Annotated in this window: 31 protein-coding genes; 16 read left to right on the top strand and 15 right to left on the bottom strand. The window is 26.3% G+C overall.

The window, feature by feature from the left end; genetic code table 4:
• The first annotated feature begins 53 nt into the window (after window positions 1-53).
• From ACFEL5_RS05095 to ACFEL5_RS05080, 4 genes are all read left to right on the top strand, one after another.
• Window positions 54-254, top strand: a complete 201-nt coding sequence (locus ACFEL5_RS05095; RefSeq protein ID WP_375315138.1) for a hypothetical protein — start codon at window positions 54-56, stop codon at window positions 252-254.
• A 59-nt stretch (window positions 255-313) separates the two neighbouring features.
• Window positions 314-1,696 (top strand): Mbov_0401 family ICE element transposase-like protein, encoded by a 1,383-nt coding sequence (locus ACFEL5_RS05090; protein WP_375315137.1) that lies wholly within the window; start codon window positions 314-316, stop codon window positions 1,694-1,696.
• A 467-nt stretch (window positions 1,697-2,163) separates the two neighbouring features.
• On the top strand, window positions 2,164-2,418 hold the full coding sequence (locus ACFEL5_RS05085) for a hypothetical protein (RefSeq protein WP_375315136.1): 255 nt from the start codon (window positions 2,164-2,166) through the stop codon (window positions 2,416-2,418).
• An 80-nt stretch (window positions 2,419-2,498) separates the two neighbouring features.
• Complete coding sequence (locus tag ACFEL5_RS05080; protein WP_375315135.1) at window positions 2,499-3,320, top strand: ribosome-inactivating family protein; 822 nt, start codon at window positions 2,499-2,501, stop codon at window positions 3,318-3,320.
• Window positions 3,321-3,326: 6 nt separating this feature from the next.
• Here the strand turns inward: ACFEL5_RS05080 and ACFEL5_RS05075 are convergent, their stop codons facing one another.
• The 5 genes from ACFEL5_RS05075 to ACFEL5_RS05055 form a co-directional block, all read right to left on the bottom strand.
• Entirely contained in the window at window positions 3,327-3,746 is a 420-nt protein-coding gene (locus tag ACFEL5_RS05075) for a transposase family protein (RefSeq protein WP_375315760.1), read from the bottom strand.
• Between the two features lie 5 nt (window positions 3,747-3,751).
• Window positions 3,752-4,144 carry a transposase family protein gene (locus ACFEL5_RS05070; protein ID WP_375315019.1) on the bottom strand — a complete coding sequence of 131 codons (393 nt, stop codon included), beginning with the start codon at window positions 4,142-4,144 and terminating at the stop codon, window positions 3,752-3,754.
• Between the two features lie 11 nt (window positions 4,145-4,155).
• Entirely contained in the window at window positions 4,156-4,341 is a 186-nt protein-coding gene (locus tag ACFEL5_RS05065) for a hypothetical protein (RefSeq protein WP_375315134.1), read from the bottom strand.
• Window positions 4,317-4,457 carry a hypothetical protein gene (locus ACFEL5_RS05060; RefSeq protein WP_375315133.1) on the bottom strand — a complete coding sequence of 47 codons (141 nt, stop codon included), beginning with the start codon at window positions 4,455-4,457 and terminating at the stop codon, window positions 4,317-4,319. Before ACFEL5_RS05060 ends, ACFEL5_RS05065 begins: the two co-directional genes overlap by 25 nt.
• 89 nt (window positions 4,458-4,546) lie before the next feature.
• Entirely contained in the window at window positions 4,547-5,248 is a 702-nt protein-coding gene (locus ACFEL5_RS05055) for a hypothetical protein (protein WP_375315132.1), read from the bottom strand.
• A gap of 164 nt (window positions 5,249-5,412) precedes the next feature.
• Between ACFEL5_RS05055 and ACFEL5_RS05050 the strand changes: the two genes are divergently transcribed.
• On the top strand, window positions 5,413-5,535 hold the full coding sequence (locus ACFEL5_RS05050; RefSeq protein ID WP_375315131.1) for a hypothetical protein: 123 nt from the start codon (window positions 5,413-5,415) through the stop codon (window positions 5,533-5,535).
• Here ACFEL5_RS05050 and ACFEL5_RS05045 read toward each other — a convergent pair.
• On the bottom strand, window positions 5,475-6,080 hold the full coding sequence (locus tag ACFEL5_RS05045; RefSeq protein ID WP_375315130.1) for a hypothetical protein: 606 nt from the start codon (window positions 6,078-6,080) through the stop codon (window positions 5,475-5,477). The genes ACFEL5_RS05050 and ACFEL5_RS05045 overlap by 61 nt on opposite strands.
• Window positions 6,081-6,277: 197 nt before the next feature.
• Between ACFEL5_RS05045 and ACFEL5_RS05040 the strand changes: the two genes are divergently transcribed.
• The 4 genes from ACFEL5_RS05040 to rpoC all read left to right on the top strand — a co-directional run bounded on the left by ACFEL5_RS05040 (window position 6,278) and on the right by rpoC (window position 15,263).
• A complete protein-coding gene (locus ACFEL5_RS05040) occupies window positions 6,278-7,222 on the top strand; it encodes an IS30 family transposase (protein ID WP_338966716.1) in 945 nt (314 codons plus the stop codon).
• Entirely contained in the window at window positions 7,223-7,603 is a 381-nt protein-coding gene (locus ACFEL5_RS05035; protein ID WP_375315129.1) for a transposase family protein, read from the top strand.
• 167 nt (window positions 7,604-7,770) lie between these two features.
• On the top strand, window positions 7,771-11,481 hold the full coding sequence (locus ACFEL5_RS05030) for a DNA-directed RNA polymerase subunit beta (RefSeq protein ID WP_375315128.1): 3,711 nt from the start codon (window positions 7,771-7,773) through the stop codon (window positions 11,479-11,481).
• A 17-nt stretch (window positions 11,482-11,498) separates the two neighbouring features.
• A complete protein-coding gene (rpoC, locus tag ACFEL5_RS05025) occupies window positions 11,499-15,263 on the top strand; it encodes a DNA-directed RNA polymerase subunit beta' (protein WP_375315127.1) in 3,765 nt (1,254 codons plus the stop codon).
• A gap of 71 nt (window positions 15,264-15,334) precedes the next feature.
• On the opposite strand, the gene ACFEL5_RS05020 is transcribed toward rpoC, so the two are convergent.
• Complete coding sequence (locus tag ACFEL5_RS05020; protein WP_338966908.1) at window positions 15,335-15,511, bottom strand: hypothetical protein; 177 nt, start codon at window positions 15,509-15,511, stop codon at window positions 15,335-15,337.
• Window positions 15,512-15,687: 176 nt separating this feature from the next.
• Window positions 15,688-15,984 carry a nitroreductase family protein gene (locus ACFEL5_RS05015; RefSeq protein WP_375315126.1) on the bottom strand — a complete coding sequence of 99 codons (297 nt, stop codon included), beginning with the start codon at window positions 15,982-15,984 and terminating at the stop codon, window positions 15,688-15,690.
• 202 nt (window positions 15,985-16,186) lie between these two features.
• On the opposite strand from ACFEL5_RS05015, the gene rpiB reads away from it, so the two are divergent.
• From rpiB to ACFEL5_RS05000, 3 genes are all read left to right on the top strand, one after another.
• Window positions 16,187-16,639, top strand: a complete 453-nt coding sequence (rpiB, locus tag ACFEL5_RS05010) for a ribose 5-phosphate isomerase B (protein WP_215826141.1) — start codon at window positions 16,187-16,189, stop codon at window positions 16,637-16,639.
• Window positions 16,632-17,981, top strand: a complete 1,350-nt coding sequence (gene glyA / locus ACFEL5_RS05005; RefSeq protein ID WP_375315125.1) for a serine hydroxymethyltransferase — start codon at window positions 16,632-16,634, stop codon at window positions 17,979-17,981. The genes rpiB and glyA overlap by 8 nt, the downstream gene beginning before the upstream one ends.
• Before the next feature lie 61 nt (window positions 17,982-18,042).
• Window positions 18,043-18,570, top strand: coding sequence for a hypothetical protein (locus tag ACFEL5_RS05000; protein WP_375315124.1), 528 nt, complete (start codon window positions 18,043-18,045; stop codon window positions 18,568-18,570).
• A gap of 409 nt (window positions 18,571-18,979) precedes the next feature.
• Here ACFEL5_RS05000 and ACFEL5_RS04995 read toward each other — a convergent pair whose 3' ends face one another.
• The 6 genes from ACFEL5_RS04995 to ACFEL5_RS04970 all read right to left on the bottom strand — a co-directional run bounded on the left by ACFEL5_RS04995 (window position 18,980) and on the right by ACFEL5_RS04970 (window position 21,588).
• On the bottom strand, window positions 18,980-19,144 hold the full coding sequence (locus tag ACFEL5_RS04995) for a hypothetical protein (protein WP_375315123.1): 165 nt from the start codon (window positions 19,142-19,144) through the stop codon (window positions 18,980-18,982).
• Window positions 19,145-19,271: 127 nt separating this feature from the next.
• The gene (locus ACFEL5_RS04990; RefSeq protein WP_375315122.1) at window positions 19,272-19,832 is read right to left on the bottom strand and encodes a UPF0236 family transposase-like protein; all 561 of its coding nucleotides are present in this window, start codon (window positions 19,830-19,832) and stop codon (window positions 19,272-19,274) included.
• Between the two features lie 195 nt (window positions 19,833-20,027).
• Window positions 20,028-20,447, bottom strand: a complete 420-nt coding sequence (locus tag ACFEL5_RS04985) for a transposase family protein (protein ID WP_375315760.1) — start codon at window positions 20,445-20,447, stop codon at window positions 20,028-20,030.
• A 5-nt stretch (window positions 20,448-20,452) separates the two neighbouring features.
• Window positions 20,453-20,845 (bottom strand): transposase family protein, encoded by a 393-nt coding sequence (locus tag ACFEL5_RS04980; protein WP_375315019.1) that lies wholly within the window; start codon window positions 20,843-20,845, stop codon window positions 20,453-20,455.
• A gap of 52 nt (window positions 20,846-20,897) precedes the next feature.
• Window positions 20,898-21,416, bottom strand: coding sequence for a UPF0236 family transposase-like protein (locus ACFEL5_RS04975; protein WP_375315121.1), 519 nt, complete (start codon window positions 21,414-21,416; stop codon window positions 20,898-20,900).
• A gap of 46 nt (window positions 21,417-21,462) precedes the next feature.
• Complete coding sequence (locus tag ACFEL5_RS04970) at window positions 21,463-21,588, bottom strand: hypothetical protein (protein ID WP_342278045.1); 126 nt, start codon at window positions 21,586-21,588, stop codon at window positions 21,463-21,465.
• A gap of 58 nt (window positions 21,589-21,646) precedes the next feature.
• On the opposite strand from ACFEL5_RS04970, the gene ACFEL5_RS04965 reads away from it, so the two are divergent.
• The 4 genes from ACFEL5_RS04965 to ACFEL5_RS04950 all read left to right on the top strand — a co-directional run bounded on the left by ACFEL5_RS04965 (window position 21,647) and on the right by ACFEL5_RS04950 (window position 24,132).
• The gene (locus ACFEL5_RS04965; protein ID WP_375315104.1) at window positions 21,647-21,889 is read left to right on the top strand and encodes a helix-turn-helix domain-containing protein; all 243 of its coding nucleotides are present in this window, start codon (window positions 21,647-21,649) and stop codon (window positions 21,887-21,889) included.
• 80 nt (window positions 21,890-21,969) lie between these two features.
• Complete coding sequence (locus ACFEL5_RS04960; RefSeq protein ID WP_375315120.1) at window positions 21,970-22,773, top strand: IS30 family transposase; 804 nt, start codon at window positions 21,970-21,972, stop codon at window positions 22,771-22,773.
• Window positions 22,774-22,911: 138 nt separating this feature from the next.
• Window positions 22,912-23,673, top strand: coding sequence for an IS30 family transposase (locus ACFEL5_RS04955; RefSeq protein WP_375315756.1), 762 nt, complete (start codon window positions 22,912-22,914; stop codon window positions 23,671-23,673).
• Between the two features lie 150 nt (window positions 23,674-23,823).
• Window positions 23,824-24,132, top strand: coding sequence for a hypothetical protein (locus ACFEL5_RS04950; RefSeq protein WP_375315119.1), 309 nt, complete (start codon window positions 23,824-23,826; stop codon window positions 24,130-24,132).
• A 12-nt stretch (window positions 24,133-24,144) separates the two neighbouring features.
• On the opposite strand, the gene ACFEL5_RS04945 is transcribed toward ACFEL5_RS04950, so the two are convergent.
• Window positions 24,145-25,089 (bottom strand): IS30 family transposase, encoded by a 945-nt coding sequence (locus ACFEL5_RS04945; protein ID WP_375315118.1) that lies wholly within the window; start codon window positions 25,087-25,089, stop codon window positions 24,145-24,147.
• Window positions 25,090-25,206 lie beyond the last annotated feature (117 nt).

Raw genomic sequence — 25,206 nt, 5'->3', positions numbered from 1 at the left:
AACTCCTTAAATTTACTTTTTCTAAAATAAACTTAGCATCATGAAATTTTTATATGAAATCTTTTGCAATTTTATTTACTTGCACTTACAAGTATAATTCAGCTAATAAAATTAATAACACCTTTCCTTTTCTCCAAAAATTAATCTACAGTCTCTTTGCTTTGGAATTTAATTATATATCATCAAATAATAATTTCTATCATTTTTTCATATTCATATTATTTAATACTACTTCTAGAAAAAATTATCATTAAAGCAGAAAAATAAACTAACTAAACTTTATTAAAATTACTATCAAGAAAGGTAATTTATTATGTTAAAAATTAATAATAATGTAAAAACCTTAGAAAATAAACATTGATTTAGTTTATTTACAACCCATAAAAACATGTACACCAACAAATGTGAACAATTAGCTAATGAATACGAAAAATTAGATGAATACTTATATAAATATCATTATCGCTTAAAACAAGGTTATAAAGTAGTTCATTTTGCATCAAGAACAATTATTACAATTTTTGGTGATGTTACTTTTAAACGACGCCGATATAAATATTGAAATCAAAAATCAGGTAAATTTGAATATGTATGTTTGTTAGATAAAGAAATTGGTATATTACCCAAACAACGCATTTATTTTGATGTCAAATTTAAAGTTTTAAGTCTTCTAGGTGATGGCAAACGCTATCGTGATGTTTTAGATGCTCTAAATCATTGTTATATTTCAAAAGGTAGTATTTCAAATATTTTAAATAAATACGATATTGCCGAATATTTTCAACTAGCAGAAAAAGAAACTAAAACTAGCATTGATGTCAAAAATAAGGATTTATATATTCAAATAGATGAGACATTTTTAGCGACATTAGATCATAAAGTTAAACAAGACCAAAGAATTCGTTTAGTTACTTTTCATACCGGACATAAAGAAAAAAAATACAAAAATGCTCGTAGAGAATTAGAAAACAAACGAGGTCATTTTCTAATGTTAAAAGTTGGTAAACGAATAAATACAATGGATTATCGTGATTTATTAATTAGAGAATTACAAAAACATTATGTAAATATTAATTACGACAGAATAATTGTTTGTGGTGATGGTGCTACTTGAATTAGAGAAATTGCGAATAGTTTTGGTAATGTTAGATATATTTTAGATGGGTATCACCCTATTAAAAAATTCAAACAAACGGCATTTAATATTATTTTTGAAAATCGCAAAGTAACACTAAATAGTTGAATTGAATTATATAAAAATGGAAATCATCAAGAATTGATAAAAAACATTCGTAATGTCGCTAAAAATGAATTAAATAAAGATATTAAAACAAATTTAAGAAAGGCGAGTAATTATTTCAGTAATAATAAGCAAGGTATTCATAATCAAAATTTAGAATGAAATATCGGTTGTAGCATTGAAAGTGATGTATCACATTTGGTGAAACAACAATTAGGCTATGGAGCAAAAATATATAATCATAAGAATTTAAATAACTTATTACATTTAAGAATGGCAAATTTAAACAAATTAAATGTATTGCATTATATTAATGAAAATATTAATTCAGAAATAGAAATCAGAAAAGAAATATATAAAAATTCATTATGAAATAAATATAATAATAAAAATGATGATAGTTGAATTAGTAAAGGTAACATTGTATATACAAATAAATATATTACATTTAAGTAAGTAAAAATATTAGTTAAAATTTAATAAAATTAATAATTTTTTATTGTGTAAAAATTCAATAATATGATAAAATGAAAATGAATAAAAATGACAATAACAAGAAAGGCAGGGTTAGTTTAATAATTAAATAATATAATTAGCTGATTGTTTTACTTCTTCAAAGCAATACCTAAGAAAACTAAACGCGACCGTAAATATTTTATAGAAAAATAGATTTTTTAGTAAAATGTAATATGCCACAGACTTATGACAAGTACAAGAGGGTTTTTAAAAAAGGGATGGATTTAATTTTTATTTAAAATTTTTATAAATAACGACAAATTCTAAGAAAATTTTTAAAAACAAGTTTATAATTGAATTCCAAGACAACAAGATTGTAGATTATTTTTTTAATAGAGAGGTTGTTGATTATTGAATAAATTTTATTATTAATTACTAAAAAATTCATGAAAAGGAAATTAATTAATATGAAAAAAATACTCAGTTTATTGACCTTACTAACAATTAGTGGTACCACAATGCCAATGGTCGTGGCCGCAGCCCCTCATCAACAAACAAATAATTTAGAAACTTTAAAAAGAAATAAAAGACAAAGTAATAATATATTTACAACAGGAACATTAAATTTTGATTTTGATGTTAAAGAATATTTTAAAAATTTATGTAAAGTTATAAAAGATTTATTAGAAAAAAAATTATTCTGAATGTTTCAGATTCTTTAAGTGGAAACGAAACTGTTTGTAATTCAAATTATTTTTCTGTAAATTCAAATCCAAATTATACATATTTTATTATACCCATTTTGTTAGAGGGTAGAGACATTCAGTTAGTTTTTAGATCAAGTGATTTTTACTTAGAAGGGGTTTCGGTTGTCACCAATAATGAAGTTCCTTTAAGCTGATATTATCATTTTTCTGACTCAACTATAACAGAATTAAGTGGATATGTTTCTAGAAGTTTTGGATTTTCTGGTAATTATAATAATCTTATGCCTATGCCCGATTCAAGAGAAGTAATGGTTAGATGAGACAATAATATAACTCAAGCATTTTGAGATATTATTAACTATGGAGATAATCCCAGCTCTTCAGGTAATGTTTCAGTAATTCGAGGTGCATTAGCTCGTGTTATTTTAGCCACATCTGAAAGTATTAGATTTAGAGTAGTAAGAAATTCAATTATTAATTATAATCCAATTAACGCCACTTGAGGATTTTATCATAATCACATAACAAATTGAGATGATTTAACTAATCAATCTATTGATTACGTGGACCAACACGGAACTTTAAATGGGTTTTTAGCGGCTGCTACTATTTTAATGTTTTCACGCAGAATGGATGCTCATTTACATAGTTGTAATAGAAGACAAGCAAAAGATTTAAATAGTAATAAATATTGTTTTAATATGCCAGAAAAAATTGTATATTTTAGAGGTGACCACGGTGTTTCAGAACATTATGCTGAATATTCTTATTCATCAAGGGAAGATATATTTTATGATTATTCTGAAGTTGAGGTAGGAGATATTGATCCATTAAATTATAATAAAATCGAATTTTTCGGTGAGCAATTAACTAAAGTTAGTTGAGGGAACGATGCATACTATAGACTTGGTACATAACTATAACTAGCTTAATTCAAAATTATATATTCCTGAAATTAAGTTAAATCGTAATCCAAATCTTCTAATCTTATTGCGATAACGATAAACTAGTATTTTAAATCTTTTTAATCTAGCAAAAACATGTTCAATGGCAATTCTAACTTTACTTAAAAAGCTATTATATTCCTTTTTATCTGGATTTAAGGGATTATTTTTACTCTTTTTAATTGGCAATAATGTATTTTTATGAACATTTTGCAAACCTTGATAGCCTGAATCGGCAATTAATTCTAATTTTGGATTTATAAGTGTATTTGATTTTAAAAATAACTTATAATCATGAATACTGCCATAACAAAAATCTACTGAAATAATTTTATTGTTAAATAAATCAATAATTATTTGTGATTTTAATGAATGTTGCCTTTTCTTACCAGAAAATAATAATTTTAGTTTTTTTTAATTCTTTCAATTGGAATTTCTGTAGCATCAATTGCTAATAAATTATTATTAGTAACTTTATGTTCCAATAATATCTTTTTGCCAGGTATATGAAAGTGACTATTTTTTATTAGAGTATTTTCAACTCAAAAGATATTACGAATACAACTAACATGACTAATATTATATTTTTTTGCAATAATACGATATGTACTATATTCTTTTCAGTATTCTAAAGTCATAAGTAATCTTTGCTCTATTGATAATTTATTTGGTCTACCACCAATTTGTTTTTGTTTAGCTTTAGCTTCTTTTAAAATTTCTACCATTTTCATGAAAGTTTTATATTTTATGCCTATTAGACTATAAAATTCATTTTCGTCTTTGTATTTATCTAACATTTGTACTTCACCTAGTAAATAATATTATCAAAATAGTAGATAAAATTAAAGGTTATGTACCAAGTCTTATAAATAAAAGCACTCTGTTTAATACGAGCAAACTCTAAATCATATTTTTTTAAATCATTGCTATTTTTAATACATCCCGAAATAAACATTATACATACTAAATTTAAAACTGATAAAAATTTTCACATAACAAAAACCCTCCTTTCTTTAAGAAGAAATTATACATTAGACTTGGTACATAACTATAACATTTTATGCCGACTAAACTATAAAATTCATTTTTATCTTTGTATTTATCTAACATTTGTATTTCATCTAAAAAATAATTATCAAAATAGTAGATAAAATTAAAGGTTATGTACCAAGTCTATTTAATAAAGTAATCTACCAAATTTAAGAAAACCTTTTAATTATCATTAACAAAATTGCTAAGGGTACTACAAATTCAAATAACATCTGAAACGCCGGAATAACTTCAAATACCGGAAAGGCAGTTTTGGTAAAATTAATCGTTGTTTTAGCAATATCGGCAATGGGGCGAATTAAAAGATTAATCCCTGAAAGACCAAGTAATCAATTCAACATACTAACAGAAGCGTGCTGAATACCGCAAGATATGGCACTAAATAAACCTCAATAAGAACAGCTGGGTGTAGGAATTAAGTCATCCATATTGCCACTTATTCCGCCACCAATAAAAGCTGTTGAATTCAAAATGTTAAAATCGTATAAAGAATAATGATATTCAGTACTTTCATTTTTCTTTTTATATAGTGGAAAAGTTAGCGTAAAAATATTAATCCCATACATCACATCAACTTTAGCATTATAAAAATACAGTTTATTACTAGTGGCGTTTCATAATTGATTATCATATGCTTTTAACACATTAAAATCTATTTGATAAGAACTTTTACCAGTATTAAAACCATTGGCAATTTGTTTATCTTTAACAAAGAAATAAGAACGAAAAATCATATTCTTACTATTTTCTATTGTGGAACCAAAGTTAATTAAATACTGTTTGGGATAAAAAGTAATTAAGGAACGATAGAAAAAACCCATTTGTAAAACATTTTTAGGAATTTGTTGCATCCCTTTGTAATCTAATTCTACATAAGTAGAGGCATCTGTATCAAAACTCGCATAAAAGAATTGTACAAAAAACTCACCTAAAATTTTATAAATTTTATTAGACTTGGTACATAACCTTTAATTTTATCTACTATTTTGATAATTATTTTTTAGATGAAATACAAATGTTAGATAAATACAAAGATAAAAATGAATTTTATAGTTTAGTCGGCATAAAATGTTATAGTTATGTACCAAGTCTATTAAATAAATCATTAATAAAATCAACAGTTAAATGTTTTTGATAATGGAGCATAAAATCTTTAAAATCAGTCTTTAATTTGTCATCATAGCGTAAAAAATGGAAAGTATTACCATAATAATTAATTTGTCCAAAAAAAGTATTAATAAAATCTTCTCCAAAACTTGTTCGTGAGCCAAATTTTAAAATTGATTTACCATTCTCTAAAAACTCAATATCACCCATAGAGTCAACACCATTAGTTTTTATAGTAATAACATCACCAAAACTAGAAAAGGAAAGTTCTGTAAAAATAATAGCTTGTGCTATATAATCATCATACAAAGTCTTTCGACTTAAACTAAATTTACTATTTTGTTTAAAACCATTTAATTTAATTGAAATTTCACTCATATATTTAAAATTATCGTCAAAGAAATTAAAAATGGGTACTCAATATAAATAGCTATAATTAAATTTATCAAAATCTCGGCGTTGTATCATTAAATAATCTAATTTATCTTGAAACTGATTATATTGATATTCACCATCATTTTTAGTTATTGCGGTCGGCAATGGTTGCTCATTATCTTTTTCTGGTAAAGGAGGCATTTCGGCAGAAAATGAATTTAAATAAAATATACCTTCTGATTCATAAATAGAAATTTTAAATTTGCTGAATTATACTTGTAAGTGCAAGTGCTGAATTATACTTGTAAGTGCAAGTAAATAAAATTGCAAAAGATTTCATATAAAAATTTCATGATGCTAAGTTTATTTTAGAAAAAGTAAATTTAAGGAGTTTTTATATGGGATACAAACATCTTGGCATAGATGAAAGAATTTATATTGAGAATCAATTGAAATTTAAAGTAAAAATTAGTGAAATAGCTAAAAATCTTAATCGAAGTATTAGTACTATTAATCGAGAAGTTAATAGAAATAAAGATAATAATCATTATTTTTCATTAATTGCACAAAATAAAGCAGAAAATAGAAAACAATTACATGTTTATTTTCATAAATTTAAAAATAGAGAATTAGTAAAATATGTACAACAAAAATTATTATTAGGTTGATCGCCTGAACAAATTTATGGCAGAATTAAAAATTTTCATCAAGAATGAATTATTAGTTTTAAAACAATTTACAATTGAATTTATTCTGGATTACTTGAAAAGGTTACTAGTAAAAATTTAAGAAGAAAAGGTAAGAAACGAAAATCTCAAGAAAATCGGGGTAAATTTAATGGTAAATCCATTAAAGAACGAAATGTTAATAATCGCATAACTCTTGGCCATTGAGAAGGTGATACTGTAGTATCATCACGAGGTAAAAGTAAATCATGTTTAATAACTTTAGTTGAAAGAACATCAAGATTTACTTTAGCAATATTAGTTGAAAATAGAACTACTAAAGTTATTAACAAAAATATTAGTCATTATTTATCAATTCTTCCAAATAATCTTGTTAAGACTATAACATTTGATAGGGGTAAAGAATTTGCTAATTGACAACAACTTGAAAAAAATTTAAATGTGAAAATTTATTTTGCTGATGCATATTCACCTTGACAAAGAGGTACTAATGAAAATACTAATGGTTTAATTAGAGAAAAATTTCCTAAAAAATTTAATTTTTCAAACACTACTAAAAATGCAGTTCATAAATTTATATTGTCTTTAAACCAAAGACCAAGAAAAATACTAAATTATCTTTCGCCAATCGAATATTTGGTTAGAAAAATAATTTAGTTGCACTTAACTTTACAATTTGGCCAAAAAATTATTTCAGTAGATTTTTGTTATGGCAGTATTCATGATTATAAGTTATTTTTAAAATCAAATACACTTATAAATCCAAAATTAGAATTAATTCCCGATTCAGGCTATCAAGGTTTGCAAAATGTTCATAAAAATACATTATTGCCAATTAAAAAGAGTAAAAATAATCCCTTAAATCCAGATAAAAAGGAATATAATAGCTTTTTAAGTAAAGTTAGAATTGCCATTGAACATGTTTTTGCTAGATTAAAAAGATTTAAAATACTAGTTTATCGTTATCGCAATAAGATTAGAAGATTTGGATTACGATTTAACTTAATTTCAGGAATATATAATTTTGAATTAAGCTAGTTATAGTTATGTACCAAGTCTATTAATTAAAAGCAAGTTTGTAGAAACCAAAATCTTGTCATATGTATATGGTTTCTACATCATTATCAAAAGTATGTATTGATTTAAGAGTATAATTAGTATAAAATTATATAGTTTTAGTTATGAAAAACAAGGGGGATTTGTTAATGGCATTTAAGATGAAACATTTTGGAGATTATGTTCAAAGAAGAGATTATTCCAAAGTTTCAGGGAAATTAGAATTACCCAATTTGATTGAAGTACAAACTGATAATTATCAATGATTTATGAAAGATGGCATTCAGGAGGTTTTTGATGAAATATTTCCAATAACTGACCCTGAAGGTAAGACAATATTATCATTGTTAAGTTGAGAAGTAAAAAAACCACGACGCAACTTAAAACAAGCACAAGAAGAATCAAAGATTTATGAAGTACCAATTTATGCTAAATTGCAATTAACTGTTATTAAAGATGATGAAAGAATTAATAGTCAAATTACTAAAACGCCAGATCAAGCAATGTTATTATGAGTAAGAGAAGAATTTGGTTTTAAAAATCCAGTATTATCAAAACAAGATGATAATGTTTTTTATTTTGAAGATATTAATGCTGATGATAAAATTGCTATTGAAATTATTATTAAAAAGCAAGATGAAGAAGAAATGTTAGTTGATTATACCCTTTGAAGAGCCGGTGAAGTTTTTTTAGGTGATTTTCCGTTGATGACCGATAAAGGAACTTTTATTATTAATGGTAGTGAAAAGGTTGTTGTTTCGCAATTAGTAAGATCGCCAGGAAGTTATTACAAAAAGAATATTGATCTGAAAACAGGAAAAATTATTTATTTTAATGATATTATCCCTTCACGGGGAACATGATTAGAGTTTGAAAGTCATATTAAAAAGGTTAAAAATAAACAAAATAATTTATATAAACATATTTTTCAAGTAAAAATTGATAAGTCACGAAAAACTAATGCTACTGTTTTGTTTACAGCATTAGGTTTAAAAAAAGATGATTTATTAGCATTGTATAATGATGATCAGTTATTAATTGACACTTATGAAAGTGATTATATTAGTGGTTTAGAAAAAGATAGTTGAGAATTTGCGGTTCAAGAAATTTATAAAAAAATTCGATCAGGGGAAACAGCAACTGTTGATGGTGCTAGTAAGTTTCTTTTTGGATTATTATTTGATAAAAGAAAATATGATTTAACTAAAGCCGGCCGATTTAAATTGATTCAAAAGTTATCAATTGTTGATCGGTTATTAAATCGGATTTTGGCTGAAGATATTAAAGATGTTAAAGGTAATGTTGTTTTTAAAAAGGGATATTTAATTACTAAAAAAGATTTAGAATTGTTGCATACGATTTTAAATGCTGGGGTAATGTTGCAAGAAATTAATTTTCATCCAGATATTAAAAGTCATAATAAAATTCAAAGAGTTTTAGTTTATGCTAATAATGAAATGATTAATCCTGATGATAGTATTGCAATTTTAGGTGTTGATCCAAGTAATAAAATGGAACATATTACGATTCCAGATATTATTGCTTCTTTTTCATATTTATTAAATATAACTAAAGATTTGGGAAATATTGATGATATTGATCATTTAGGTAATCGTCGTGTGCGAACAGTTGGTGAGTTATTACAAAATCAATTTCGGATTGGGATGGCAAGAATTGAAAAAAATGTTAAAGAAAAGATGTCAACTGCTGATAGTTCTGTTATTAAGCCATCAAATATTATTAATAATAAACCGTTAACAGCTGTTATTGGTGAGTTTTTTAACTTATCACAGTTATCACAGTTTATGGATCAAACTAATCCGTTATCAGAGTTAACTAATAAAAGAAGAATTACTGCGTTAGGTCCGGGGGGATTATCTCGTGAACGAGCTGGTATAGAAGTTCGTGATGTGCACTACTCGCATTATGGCAGAATTTGTCCGATTGAAACTCCTGAAGGACCAAATATTGGTTTAATTAATAATTTATCAACTTACGCTCATATTAATAAATATGGTTTTATTGAAACGCCATATCGGAAAGTAAATAATGGTATTGTATTTGAAGTTAATCATTATTTAACGGCAGATCAAGAAAAAAATTATGTTATTAGTCAAGCAAATATTGCAATTGATGATCAAGGAAAGATTATTGAAAAGCAAGTTGCTGCTCGTTTTAGTGGTGAAAATATTATTGCGCCTAACAATGAAGTTGATTATATTGATGTTTCACCACGACAAATTGTTTCCATTGCGACATCTTGTATTCCTTTTTTAGAAAATGATGATGCTAACCGTGCTTTAATGGGCGCTAATATGCAACGTCAAGCAATCCCTTTAATTAAACCACAATCACCGTTAGTAGGTACGGGTGTGGAGCATGCTGCTGCTAGAGATTCAGGATTAGCAATTATTTCTTTAGATGATGGAATTGTTGATTATGTTGATAGTAAAAAAATTACTATTAAGCATAAGGAACGAGTTAAAGTTTATGAATTAAATAGTTTTGATCGTAGTAATAGTGGTACGGCTTTAATTCATTCACCATTGGTAAAACCAGGTGATACTGTTAGCAAAGGTCAAATTTTAGCTGATGGTGCTTCAATGGAAAAAGGTGAATTAGCGTTAGGTCAAAATGTTATGGTGGCATTTACAACTTGAAATGGTTATAACTATGAAGATGCGATTATTATTAGTGAACGCTTAGTATATGATGATGTCTTTACATCAATTCATATTGAAGAATATACTATTGAACGTCGCCAAACAAAACAAGGTGAAGAAGAAATAACTCGTGAAATTCCTAATATTCCAGATAGTATGCGTCGTTATTTAGATGCTGATGGGATTGTAATGGTTGGTGCGGAAGTTAAAGAAGGCGATATTCTTGTTGGGAAAGTAACACCTAAAGGACAAACCCAACTGTCAGCAGAAGATAAATTATTACAAGCTATTTTTGGTGAAAAGTCTCGTAATGTTAAAGATAATTCTTTAATTGTTCCAAATGGTGGTGCGGGAATTATTCAAGCTGTGAAAAGATTTTCTCGTAAAGATGGACATGATTTACCAGTTTCGGTATTAGAAATTGTTAAAATCTATGTTGTTCAAAAACGAAAAATTCAAGAAGGTGATAAAATGGCGGGAAGACACGGTAATAAGGGTGTTATTTCTAAAGTTTTACCGATTGAAGATATGCCCCATCTTATTGATGGTACACCTGTAGATATTATGTTAAATCCTTTAGGAGTTCCTTCGCGAATGAATATTGGTCAAGTACTAGAATTACATTTGGGAATGGCTGCTAAAAAGTTAGGGTTAAAAGTAGCTACCCCAGTTTTTGAAGGCGTAAGTAATGAAGAATTAATTGCCATTATGACAGAAGCCAAGATGGATAATTTTGGAAAAGAAACTTTAATTGATGGTCAAACAGGTGAAACATTTGGTAATAAAATATCTGTTGGTGTAATGTATATGTTAAAACTATCACATATGGTGGAAGATAAAATTCATGCTCGTAATGTTGGGCCATATTCTTTAATCACTCAACAACCATTAGGTGGAAAAGCACAAAATGGTGGCCAAAGATTTGGAGAAATGGAAGTATGAGCTTTGGAAGCTTATGGGGCGGCTCATACTTTAAGAGAAATATTAACAATTAAATCTGATGATATTATTGGAAGAACGAAGTTATATACTAAAATTGCTAAGGGTGAAAAATTGCCATTGTCAGGAATTCCTGAGTCATTTAATGTTTTAATTAAAGAATTACAAGGTTTATCAATCAATGTTGTTTTAAAAACTAAAGATGGTAAAGAACATAAGATGTTAAATTATGAAGAAGATGAAGAAAGTAAATTCTAGAGAGGAAGAAATGATAAATGTTTAATGATCACAAAAACTTTAAAGAAATTAAAATTAGTTTAGCTTCTCCAGAAGATATTCGTTCTTGATCGTATGGTGAAGTAACAAAACCAGAAACTATTAATTATAAATCATTAAAACCAGAAAAAGATGGTCTTTTTGATCAACGAATTTTTGGGCCGATTAAAAATTATGAATGTGAATGTGGAAAATATAAAAAAGAAAATAATCGTGGTAAAATCTGTGAACGATGTGGGGTGCAATTAACAGAATCAATTGTTAGAAGAAAAAGAATGGGACATATTGAATTAGAAGATCCCGTATCACACATTTGAATGTTAAAAGCATCACCTTCCCAAATTGCTTTGGCATTAAATATGCGTACTAAGGATTTAGAGGAAGTGATTTATTTTGTTTCTTATATTGTTTTAGATGCTGGTGATGCTAAAAATTTAAGAGATAAAATGGTTTTAGATTTAGGTAATGCTAAAACTTCACAAGAAACTCGTGAACGATTAATTAAAACTTTAGAAAATATTAAAAAAGATTTAACTGTGGAATCAATTGCTTTTGAAAGAGCACAAGGAATGATTGAAGATTTAAAAACTACTAATATTCCTTTTTCAATGGATGAATGTGCTCAATTTATTAATAAATATACTAATGCTAAATTTGGTATTGGTGCTGAAGCAATTGAACATTTACTTAAAAATTTAGATTTGAAAGAAGAAATTAAGAAAATTAAAAGAAAAATTCAAGGTAAAAAATCGCAAACGGATAAATTAAAATTAATGCGTTCTTTAAAAACCTTAAATGATTTTTTGCGTTCAGGAAATAAACCTGAGTGAATGATTTTACATGCTATTCCGGTGTTACCACCAGATATTAGACCAATTATTCAATTAGATGGAGGTAGATTTACAGCATCAGAATTAAATGATTTATATCGTAAGATTATTATAAGAAATGAACGATTAAAACGCGTTAAACAAATGGGAGCCCCTTCAATTATCATTAATAATGAAAAAAGGATGTTACAAGAAGCAGTTGATGCTTTAATTGATAATGATCGCAAAGCGCGTCCTGTAACCGGAAGAGATAAGCGACCTTTAAAATCATTAACAGCAATTTTAAAAGGAAAACAAGGCCGTTTTCGTCAAAACTTGTTAGGAAAACGAGTTGATTATTCTGGAAGAAGTGTTATTGCTGTTGGTCCAGAATTAAAAATGTATCAGTGTGGTTTACCACGCGATATGGCAATTGTTCTTTTTAAACCATTTATTATTGCTGAATTATTAAGAGATGCTAAAGAAAATAATAGTAATTTAACTTATAAGATGGCAGAAAAGATGATTGATCAACGCGATGAACGCGTGTGAGATTTTTTAGAAGTAGTTATTAAAGAGCGTCCAGTATTATTAAATCGGGCACCAACACTGCATCGTTTAGGAATTCAAGCTTTTGAACCGAAATTAGTAAAAGGGAAAGCAATTCGCTTGCATCCATTAGTAACACCAGCATTTAATGCTGATTTTGATGGTGACCAAATGGCAGTTCATGTGCCGATAACAGCAGAAGCTGTTGCTGAAGCGCGATATTTAATGTTAGGTTCAAAAAATATTTTAGGACCGAAAGATGGAAAACCAATTGTAACGCCAACTCAGGATATGGTTTTAGGAAATTACTATTTAACTTTTGAAAGTAAAGGTAAAATTGGTGAAGGAAATATTTATCGGAATTTTGATGATGCTGTTTTAGCTTATGATAATAAACAATTACATTTACATGCGATAATTGCTATTCCTGTTGATGCTATGGATGGTAAGATTAAAGTTAATGATAGTAAAAATAAGGTATTAATAACAACGGTTGGAAAATTAATTTTTAATAAAATTTTTCCTGTTGATTTCCCTTATTTTAATGAACCAACAGCAGAAAATCTTGATTATTTAGATGACCGTCATATTATTTTAATTACTGAGGATATCCGAAAATTTATTGCATCACGAGAAGCAATTTCTCCATTTAAGAAAAGTAGTTTATCAAATATTATTACTAAGTTTTTTAAGCAATATGGAACGCAAAAAACTGCTGAAATGTTAGATAATATGAAAAATTTAGGATTTAAATTTTCAACAATTTCTGGTATTACGATTTCGTCACAAGATATGCAAGCATATGATGATAAAAAAGAAAACTTTATTGAAGCTGATAAATATATTGCTGAAGTTCAAGAATTTTATCGTTTAGGAATGATAACTGAACGCGAAAAACATAAATTAATTATTGAAAAATGATCGGATGTTAAAGATTTAATTCAAAAGAAATTAGAAGTAGTGTTAAAGCAAGATATTAATAATCCGATTACGATTATGACTGATTCCGGTGCGCGGAGTAATCTTTCTAACTTTACACAGTTAGTAGGGATGCGAGGATTAATGAATAATCCTAAGGGAGAAGTTATTGAATTACCGATTCTTTCTTCTTTTATACAAGGATTAACGGTTCTTGAATTCTATATTTCTACGCATGGGGCGAGAAAAGGAATGGTTGATATGGCTTTAAAAACAGCTGATTCTGGTTATTTTACAAGAAGATTAGTAGATGTTGCCCAAGAAATTATTATTGTGAGGGAAGATTGCCAATCAGAAAAAGGATTCTTAATTAAAGATATTGTTGATACTAAAAATTATATTATTATTGTGCCCTTACAAGATCGTGCTTTTGGACGATTTACAAAGTCAGCGATAATTAACAAAAATGGTAAGGAAATTGTTCCTGCTAATACTTTAATTACTGAAGATATTAATAATAAAATTGCCAAAAATAATATTACGGAATTTGAAATTCGTTCTGTTTTAACTTGTGATGCTTCTAAAGGGGTATGTAAAAAATGTTATGGACTTAATTTAGCAACGGGTGCAATTGTTGATATTGGTGAAACTGTTGGGATTATAGCAGCCCAATCAATTGGTGAACCAGGGACACAATTAACAATGCGTACTTTCCATACAGGTGGGGTTGCTGGTGGTTTAGATATTACTCAGGGGTTACCAAGAATTAAAGAATTATTAGATAATACAATTCCTAAGGGAGCAGTTGCCATTATTTCTGAAATTGATGGTACTGTTCAAGAAATAAGTGAAGAAAATGGTATTAATGTTATTACTGTTGTTTCTGAACATAATGAAAGAAAATATAAAACTCCTTATAACTCTAATATTCGTGTTAAAGTTGGTTCGCTAGTTAAAGCTGGTCAAAAATTAACTGAAGGAGCAATTAATGTTAAACATTTATTAGAAATTGCTGGGATTAAAGAAGTTCAAGAATATATTTTAAAAGAAGTTCAAAAAGTGTATCGTTTGCAAGGAATTCAAATTTCTGATAAATATATTGAAATTATTATTAAACAAATGTTAAATAAAATTCAAATTATTGATAATGGTGATAGTGACTTATTAGTTGGGGAAACAGTTACGATTAAAGAATTTAAAGATATTGTTGGTAAGTTATTATCAGAGGATCGTCGTCCGCCTTATGGATTTCCAATTATGTTTGGTATTAAAAAAGCACCATTGGAATCTAATTCTTTCTTATCGGCAGCATCATTTCAAGATACTACACGAGTATTAACAAAAGCAATTATTAAAGGTAAAGTTGATAATTTAGAAGGATTAAAAGAAAATGTTATTTTAGGTAATTTAATTCCTGCGGGGACAGGATTATTAGATTCCGAAGATATCATTGCTAGAGGAAAAATTGCTTATGAAGAGGAATATTAAAATTTAAATTATTAGATATTTTTTAAACATAAAAGAAACGCCATTATTGTAAAGATAATGGCGTTTTTGTTTTATTCAATTTTAGTAACTAATTGTTCATAAGTTAAGGATTGTGGTTTTCTTGGTAATTCTTTATTTTTAGGTAAATATCCGGCAGCAAGAACAACGGCAACATTGTATTCATTAGGAGCGATATGGTTATTTGTTTCTAAATAATTAATGATGTCAGCACCATCAAACCCTTCCATTGGACTAGTACCAATGCCTTTAGCAAAAGCACAAAGAATAATGTTTTCTAATAAAATATATGCTTGTCGTTTAGCTCATTCTTCTGGGTCATTAATATATTTTTTTAAATAATTTATTAAGTTATTTTGTAATTGTTCAAATTTTTCATCAGAATTCTGATAACGCGTTTGATATCTTAAACGAAGAAAGGCACTATTTTTTGTAAAGGCATTTTTTTATTAGTTAAAATTAAAAATAGATGTGAAGCGTTAAGGACTTGTTTTTGTTTTCATATTAAAGGATGTAATTCTTGTTTTACTTTGTTATTACTAACAACAATAAGATGTCATGGTTCTGATCCAAATGCTGATGGTGAATGACGGGCTACTTCTAAGATTTCATTAATATCTTGTTCATTAATTTTTTGGGAATCATATTCTCGTCAAGAATGACGCGCTAAGAGGATTTCTTTTAGGATATCAAATTTATTCATAAGTTTACCTACTTTCTTGTAGTTATAATTATAAAACATTTTTTTACGAAGAGATAAATAAAGTTAAAAATTTAACTAATAATAAAATTAATGAAGGGGTTGTTACTTTTAAAATAAATTAATATTTGTTCAAAATAATTAATTTCTTTCTTTCATACTATATAATTAAATAAAAGGATATTGGAAGGAGGGAATTATAAATATGAAAGATAAAATTGCTATTGGATGTGATCACGCTGGATATGTATTAAAAACTGCTCTTATTGAATATTTAAAAAATAATGAATATGAGGTTATTGATTTAGGAACTAATAGTGAAGAAGAACAAGTGGATTATCCTGATTATGCCAAATTGGTTGGTAAAGAAGTAGGAAATGGTAATGCTAAGTATGGAATTTTAATTTGTGGCACAGGTATTGGAATAAGTATTAGTGCTAATCGCATGCCGAAAATTAGAGCGGCATTATGTTATGAAACAAAGTTAGCGGCCTTAGCTCGCGAACATAATGATGCTAATATTTTAGTTTTAGGAGGAAGAATTATTGCGCCTCAAAAAGCGATTTGAATTTTAGAAGAATTTTTAAATACTAAATTTTCAAACCGTCATCAACAACGAGTTGAAAAAATTGAATTAGGAGATATTAAAGATGTTTAAAGATGATACGCAAATAAATGATATTAGTTTAGAAGGAAAGGATATTGATTCATTAATAACTGATATCGATTCAGAAATACAAAATATTAATCGCAAAACAAATGATATTGATCCCGAACTAAAAGCAGTTGTTAAAGAAGAACTTATTAGACAACAACGCCATGTGGAATTAATTGCTTCGGAAAATTATGTTTCGCTTCCTGTATTAAGATTAGCAGGTTCAATATTAACTAATAAATATGCTGAAGGATATCCAGGAAGAAGATATTATGGTGGTTGTGAATTTGTTGATAAAAGTGAAAATTTAGCGATTGAAAGATTAAAGACTTTATTTAATGCTGAGCATGCTAATGTGCAACCGCATTCTGGTAGTCAAGCTAATGCTGCTGCATATCAAGCGATTTTAAAGCCGAATGATATTGTTTTGGCAATGAGTTTAGATGCAGGGGGTCATTTAACCCATGGACATAAATTGAATTTCTCAGGAATTGTTTATCAATTTCATGGTTATGGTGTTGATGAAAAGACTCAACAATTAGATTATGAAGCAATTAGACAACAAGCATTAGAACTTAAACCAAAATTAATTGTTGCGGGAGCCAGTGCATATTCAAGAACAATTGATTTTACTAAGTTTCGTGAAATTGCTGATGAAGTTGGAGCATTATTAATGGTTGATATGGCTCATATTGCTGGTTTAATTGCTGCTGGATTACATCCAAATCCTGTATTAGTAGCAGATATTGTAACAACAACAACACATAAAACATTACGCGGTCCAAGAAGCGGTGCAATTTTATGTAAAAAAGAATTAGCAAAAGCGATTGATCGGGCAGTATTCCCAGGTCAACAAGGAGGTCCTTTAGAACATATTATTGCTGCTAAAGCACAAGCATTTTATGAAGCGGCAACACCAGAATTTAAAGCATATCAACAGCAAATTATGGCTAATTGTAAAGTTTTAGAAAATATTTTTAGAAAACATGATGTTAAATTGATTAGTGGTGGTACTGATAATCATTTAATGATTATTGATGTTAAAACATCATTTAATCGTACGGGGCAGGAATGTGAAAATATTTTGCATCAAGTTGATGTTATTTGTAATAAAAATATGATTCCATTTGATAAAGAAAAACCAATGACTACTAGTGGCATTCGAATTGGAACAGCAGCGATGACCACTAGAGGTTGAAAAGAAAAGGAATTTGAACAATTAGCAAATATAATTATTAGTGTTCTTAAAGAAAATGGTAATACTGAAGAGAATATTGCTAAGCATAAACACCAAATTGGTATTTTATTAAAAGATTTTCCAATATATGAAAATTACCAATTATAAGTTTAATTTATAATATTTAGTAATTTAAGAGGTGGTATGTATTTTTAGGGAATTTTTACTATTGTATTCAACAACTCTGTTAAGTGTTTCTAGTGTTGCTAGCATTACGATGTTAAACCAATCTTTGCAAGCAATTAATACTGATTTTAGTTGACGAGTTACTAATCGGAGTAAAAGTAATAATGGCTATTTACAAATTGAAGAAAGTTTTGTATTGCAAAATTGGCATAATTATGCACAATCACTACTTGAATTTAGTAATGATTACCCGCTAATTTCGTTTGGTAAAAGTTCATATATTAAGTTATGAACTTTTAATAATCAAAAAACTGTTCCGGCAATAGATTTACAGTGGCCAACTTCATTATGAGTTAAAACAACAAAAAATGAACCTAATAAAGTACATAATGAATATATTGGTTCTTATGATGACATTAATAAATCAAAACAGTCCGTTGATTTATCATTTTGAGCGTGAGAAGAAGATTATATTTTAGGAATGAGTGTTAAAATTACTTGTGCTTCTTTTCATAATACGAGTTTTTTAGGATATTCAATATTTTTAAATGGATTAAGATTTTCGGTTTAATTTTAGCCAAATTGTAAAGTTAAGTGCAACTAAATTATTTTTCTAACCAAATATTCGATTGGCGAAAGATAATTGGTCGCGTTTAGTTTTCTTAGGTATTGCTTTGAAGAAGTAAAACAATCAGCTAATTATATTATTTAATTACTAAACTAACCCTGCCTTTCTTGTTGTTGTCATTTTTATTCATTACCATTTTATCATATTATTGAATTTTTACACAATAGACTTGGTACATAACTATAACATTTTATGCCGACTAAACTATAAAATTCATTTTTATCTTTGTATTTATCTAACATTTGTATTTCATCTAAAAAATAATTATCAAAATAGTAGATAAAATTAAAGGTTATGTACCAAGTCTAATGAAAAATTATTAATTTTATTAAATTTTAACTAATATTTTTGCTTACTTAAATCTATTATATTTATTTGTTATAGCATTACCTTTATAATTAATTCAACTATCATCATTTTTATTATTATATTTATTTCATAATGACTTTTTATATATTTCTTTTCTGATTTCTATTTCTGAATTAATATTTTCATTAATATAATAGACTTGGTACATAACCTTTAATTTTATCTACTATTTTGATAATTATTTTTTAGATGAAATACAAATGTTAGATAAATACAAAGATAAAAATGAATTTTATAGTTTAGTCGGCATAAAATGTTATAGTTATGTACCAAGTCTAATGTAATACATTTAATTTGTTTAAATTTGCCATTTTTAAATGTAATAAGTTATTTAAATTCTTATGATTATATATTTTTGCTCCATATCCTAATTGTTGTTTTATTAAATGCGATACATCGCTTTCAATGCTACAACCGATATTTCATTCTAAATTTTGGTTATGAATACCTTGCTTATTATTACTGAAATAATTACTCGCTTTTCTTAAATTTGTTTTAATATCTTTATTTAATTCATTTTTAGCGACATTACGAATGTTTTTAATTAATTCTTGATGATTTCCATCCTTATATAATTTAATTCAACTATTTAGTGTTACTTTACGATTTTCAAAAATAATATTAAATGCCGTTTGTTTTAATTTTTTAATAGCGTGATAACCATCTAAAATATATCTAACATTACCAAAACTATTAGCAATTTCTCTAATTCAAGCATCACCATCGCCACAAACAATTATTTTGTCATAATTAATATTAACATAATGTTTTTGCAATTCTTTAATTAATAAATCACGATAATCCATCGTATTTATTCGTTTACCAATTTTTAACATTAGAAAATGACCTCGTTTATTTTCTAATTCTCTACGAGCATTTTTGTAATTTTTTTCTTTATGTCCGGTATGAAAAGTAACTAAACGAATTCTTTGGTCTTGTTTAACTTTATGGTCTAATGTTGCTAAAAATGTCTCATCTAGTTGAATATATAAATCCTTATTTTTGACATTAGACTTGGTACATAACTATAACTAGCTTAATTCAAAATTATATATTCCTGAAATTAAGTTAAATCGTAATCCAAATCTTCTAATCTTATTGCGATAACGATAAACTAGTATTTTAAATCTTTTTAATCTAGCAAAAACATGTTCAATGGCAATTCTAACTTTACTTAAAAAGCTATTATATTCCTTTTTATCTGGATTTAAGGGATTATTTTTACTCTTTTTAATTGGCAATAATGTATTTTTATGAACATTTTGCAAACCTTGATAGCCTGAATCGGCAATTAATTCTAATTTTGGATTTATAAGTGTATTTGATTTTAAAAATAACTTATAATCATGAATACTGCCATAACAAAAATCTACTGAAATAATTTTATTGTTAAATAAATCAATAATTATTTGCGATTTTAATGAATGTTGCCTTTTCTTACCAGAAAATAATAATTTTAGTTTTTTTTAATTCTTTCAATTGGAATTTCTGTAGCATCAATTGCTAATAAATTATTATTAGTAACTTTATGTTCCAATAATATCTTTTTGCCAGGTATATGAAAGTGACTATTTTTTATTAGAGTATTTTCAACTCAAAAGATATTACGAATACAACTAACATGACTAATATTATATTTTTTTGCAATAATACGATATGTACTATATTCTTTTCAGTATTCTAAAGTCATAAGTAATCTTTGCTCTATTGATAATTTATTTGGTCTACCACCAATTTGTTTTTGTTTAGCTTTAGCTTCTTTTAAAATTTCTACCATTTTCATGAAAGTTTTATATTTTATGCCTATTAGACTATAAAATTCATTTTCGTCTTTGTATTTATCTAACATTTGTACTTCACCTAGTAAATAATATTATCAAAATAGTAGATAAAATTAAAGGTTATGTACCAAGTCTATTAATTCTAGTTTTAATTTCTTTTTCTGCTAATTGAAAATATTCAGCAATATTATATTTATTTAAAATACTAGAAATACTAGCTTTTGAAATATAACAATGATTTAGAGCATCTAAAACATCGTGATAGCGTTTACCGTCACCTAAAAGACTTAAAACTTTAAATTGGACATCAAAATAAATGCGTTGTTTGGGTAATAAACCAATTTCTTTATCTAACAAACATACATATTCAAATTTCCCTGATTTTTGATTTCAATATTTATATCGGCGTCGTTTAAAAGTAACATCACCAAAAATTGTAATAATTGTTCTTGATGCAAAATGAACTACTTTATAACCTTGTTTTAAGCGATAATGATATTTATATAAATATTCATCTAATTTCTCGTATTCATTAGCTAGTTGTTCGCATTTGTTGATGTACATATTTTTATGAGTTGCAAATAAACTGAATCAATTTTTATTTTCTGGGGTTTTTAAATTATTATTAATTTTTAACATAATAAATTACCTTTCTTGATAGTAATTTTAATAAAGTTTAGTTAACTTATTTTTCTACTTTAATGAAAAATGTTTTTTTAGAACTAGTATTCAATATCCTGAAAAAATGATGGAAATTATTAGCTGAATTATACTTGTAAGTGCAAGTAAATAAAATTGCAAAAGATTTCATATAAAAATTTCATGATGCTAAGTTTATTTTAGAAAAAGTAAATTTAAGGAGTTTTTATATGGGATACAAACATCTTGGCATAGATGAAAGAATTTATATTGAGAATCAATTGAAATTTAAAGTAAAAATTAGTGAAATAGCTAAAAATCTTAATCGAAGTATTAGTACTATTAATCGAGAAGTTAATAGAAATAAAGATAATAATCATTATTTTTCATTAATTGCACAAAATAAAGCAGAAAATAGAAAACAATTACATGTTTATTTTCATAAGCTGAATTATACTTGTAAGTGCAAGTAAATAAAATTGCAAAAGATTTCATATAAAAATTTCATGATGCTAAGTTTATTTTAGAAAAAGTAAATTTAAGGAGTTTTTATATGGGATACAAACATCTTGGCATAGATGAAAGAATTTATATTGAGAATCAATTGAAATTTAAAGTAAAAATTAGTGAAATAGCTAAAAATCTTAATCGAAGTATTAGTACTATTAATCGAGAAGTTAATAGAAATAAAGATAATAATCATTATTTTTCATTAATTGCACAAAATAAAGCAGAAAATAGAAAACAATTACATGTTTATTTTCATAAATTTAAAAATAGAGAATTAGTAAAATATGTACAACAAAAATTATTATTAGGTTGATCGCCTGAACAAATTTATGGCAGAATTAAAAATTTTCATCAAGAATGAATTATTAGTTTTAAAACAATTTACAATTGAATTTATTCTGGATTACTTGAAAAGGTTACTAGTAAAAATTTAAGAAGAAAAGGTAAGAAACGAAAATCTCAAGAAAATCGGGGTAAATTTAATGGTAAATCCATTAAAGAACGAAATGTTAATAATCGCATAACTCTTGGCCATTGAGAAGGTGATACTGTAGTATCATCACGAGGTAAAAGTAAATCATGTTTAATAACTTTAGTTGAAAGAACATCAAGATTTACTTTAGCAATATTAGTTGAAAATAGAACTACTAAAGTTATTAACAAAAATATTAGTCATTATTTATCAATTCTTCCAAATAATCTTGTTAAGACTATAACATTTGATAGGGGTAAAGAATTTGCTAATTGACAACAACTTGAAAAAAATTTAAATGTGAAAATTTATTTTGCTGATGCATATTCACCTTGACAAAGAGGTACTAATGAAAATACTAATGGTTTAATATAGAGAAAAATTTCCTAAAAAATTTAATTTTTCAAACACTACTAAAAATGCAGTTCATAAATTTATATTGTCTTTAAACCAAAGACCAAGAAAAATACTAAATTATCTTTCGCCAATCGAATATTTGGTTAGAAAAATAATTTAGTTGCACTTAACTTTACAATTTGGCATAAATTTAAAAATAGAGAATTAGTAAAATATGTACAACAAAAATTATTATTAGGTTGATCGCCTGAACAAATTTATGGCAGAATTAAAAATTTTCATCAAGAATGAATTATTAGTTTTAAAACAATTTACAATTGAATTTATTCTGGATTACTTGAAAAGGTTACTAGTAAAAATTTAAGAAGAAAAGGTAAGAAACGAAAATCTCAAGAAAATCGGGGTAAATTTAATGGTAAATCCATTAAAGAACGAAATGTTAATAATCGCATAACTCTTGGCCATTGAGAAGGTGATACTGTAGTATCATCACGAGGTAAAAGTAAATCATGTTTAATAACTTTAGTTGAAAGAACATCAAGATTTACTTTAGCAATATTAGTTGAAAATAGAACTACTAAAGTTATTAACAAAAATATTAGTCATTATTTATCAATTCTTCCAAATAATCTTGTTAAGACTATAACATTTGATAGGGGTAAAGAATTTGCTAATTGACAACAACTTGAAAAAAATTTAAATGTGAAAATTTATTTTGCTGATGCATATTCACCTTGACAAAGAGGTACTAATGAAAATACTAATGGTTTAATTAGAGAAAAATTTCCTAAAAAATTTAATTTTTCAAACACTACTAAAAATGCAGTTCATAAATTTATATTGTCTTTAAACCAAAGACCAAGAAAAATACTAAATTATCTTTCGCCAATCGAATATTTGGTTAGAAAAATAATTTAGTTGCACTTAACTTTACAATTTGGCATTTATTTAATAGATATATAATTAAATACCAATGCAAAGAGATTGTAGATTAATATTTTGGAGAAAGGAAAAGGTATTGTAAATTTTATATAATTAGTAAAAATTCATAAAAAGGATTTGATGAACATGAAAAAATTACTCGCTATGCTAACAACAATTACGAGCTTATCGAGCACAACACCAATAATTTTGGCGAATGCCCCAGTAAAAATACAAGAAAAATTAAATAGTAATATTAATTTACAAGAAAATAATTTAGAAAATTTAAGTAGAGTTAAAAGAGGAAATAATAATTTTATTGAAAGTCACTATTGTTTTTTATGTCATAACCGCTTATATGTAAAAATAAGCCATAGAAATTGAGAAAAAATAAGGTCTGAGTATAATAAAAGAACAAGAACCTCTCTTTATAATTTTGTATATGCCAAATTGTAAAGTTAAGTGCAACTAAATTATTTTTCTAACCAAATATTCGATTGGCGAAAGATAATTTATTATTTTTCTTGGTCTTTGGTTTAAAGACAATATAAATTTATGAACTGCATTTTTAGTAGTGTTTGAAAAATTAAATTTTTTAGGAAATTTTTCTCTAATTAAACCATTAGTATTTTCATTAGTACCTCTTTGTCAAGGTGAATATGCATCAGCAAAATAAATTTTCACATTTAAATTTTTTTCAAGTTGTTGTCAATTAGCAAATTCTTTACCCCTATCAAATGTTATAGTCTTAACAAGATTATTTGGAAGAATTGATAAATAATGACTAATATTTTTGTTAATAACTTTAGTAGTTCTATTTTCAACTAATATTGCTAAAGTAAATCTTGATGTTCTTTCAACTAAAGTTATTAAACATGATTTACTTTTACCTCGTGATGATACTACAGTATCACCTTCTCAATGGCCAAGAGTTATGCGATTATTAACATTTCGTTCTTTAATGGATTTACCATTAAATTTACCCCGATTTTCTTGAGATTTTCGTTTCTTACCTTTTCTTCTTAAATTTTTACTAGTAACCTTTTCAAGTAATCCAGAATAAATTCAATTGTAAATTGTTTTAAAACTAATAATTCATTCTTGATGAAAATTTTTAATTCTGCCATAAATTTGTTCAGGCGATCAACCTAATAATAATTTTTGTTGTACATATTTTACTAATTCTCTATTTTTAAATTTATGAAAATAAACATGTAATTGTTTTCTATTTTCTGCTTTATTTTGTGCAATTAATGAAAAATAATGATTATTATCTTTATTTCTATTAACTTCTCGATTAATAGTACTAATACTTCGATTAAGATTTTTAGCTATTTCACTAATTTTTACTTTAAATTTCAATTGATTCTCAATATAAATTCTTTCATCTATGCCAAGATGTTTGTATCCCATATAAAAACTCCTTAAATTTACTTTTTCTAAAATAAACTTAGCATCATGAAATTTTTATATGAAATCTTTTGCAATTTTATTTACTTGCACTTACAAGTATAATTCAGCTTTAAAAAA

This window comes from Spiroplasma endosymbiont of Tipula paludosa (assembly GCF_964264785.1).
GTDB lineage: Bacteria > Bacillota_I > Bacilli_A > Mycoplasmatales > Nriv7 > Nriv7.
The sequence above is the reverse complement of the archived record's forward strand: the minus strand, read 5'-3'. Positions and strand labels throughout refer to the sequence as shown.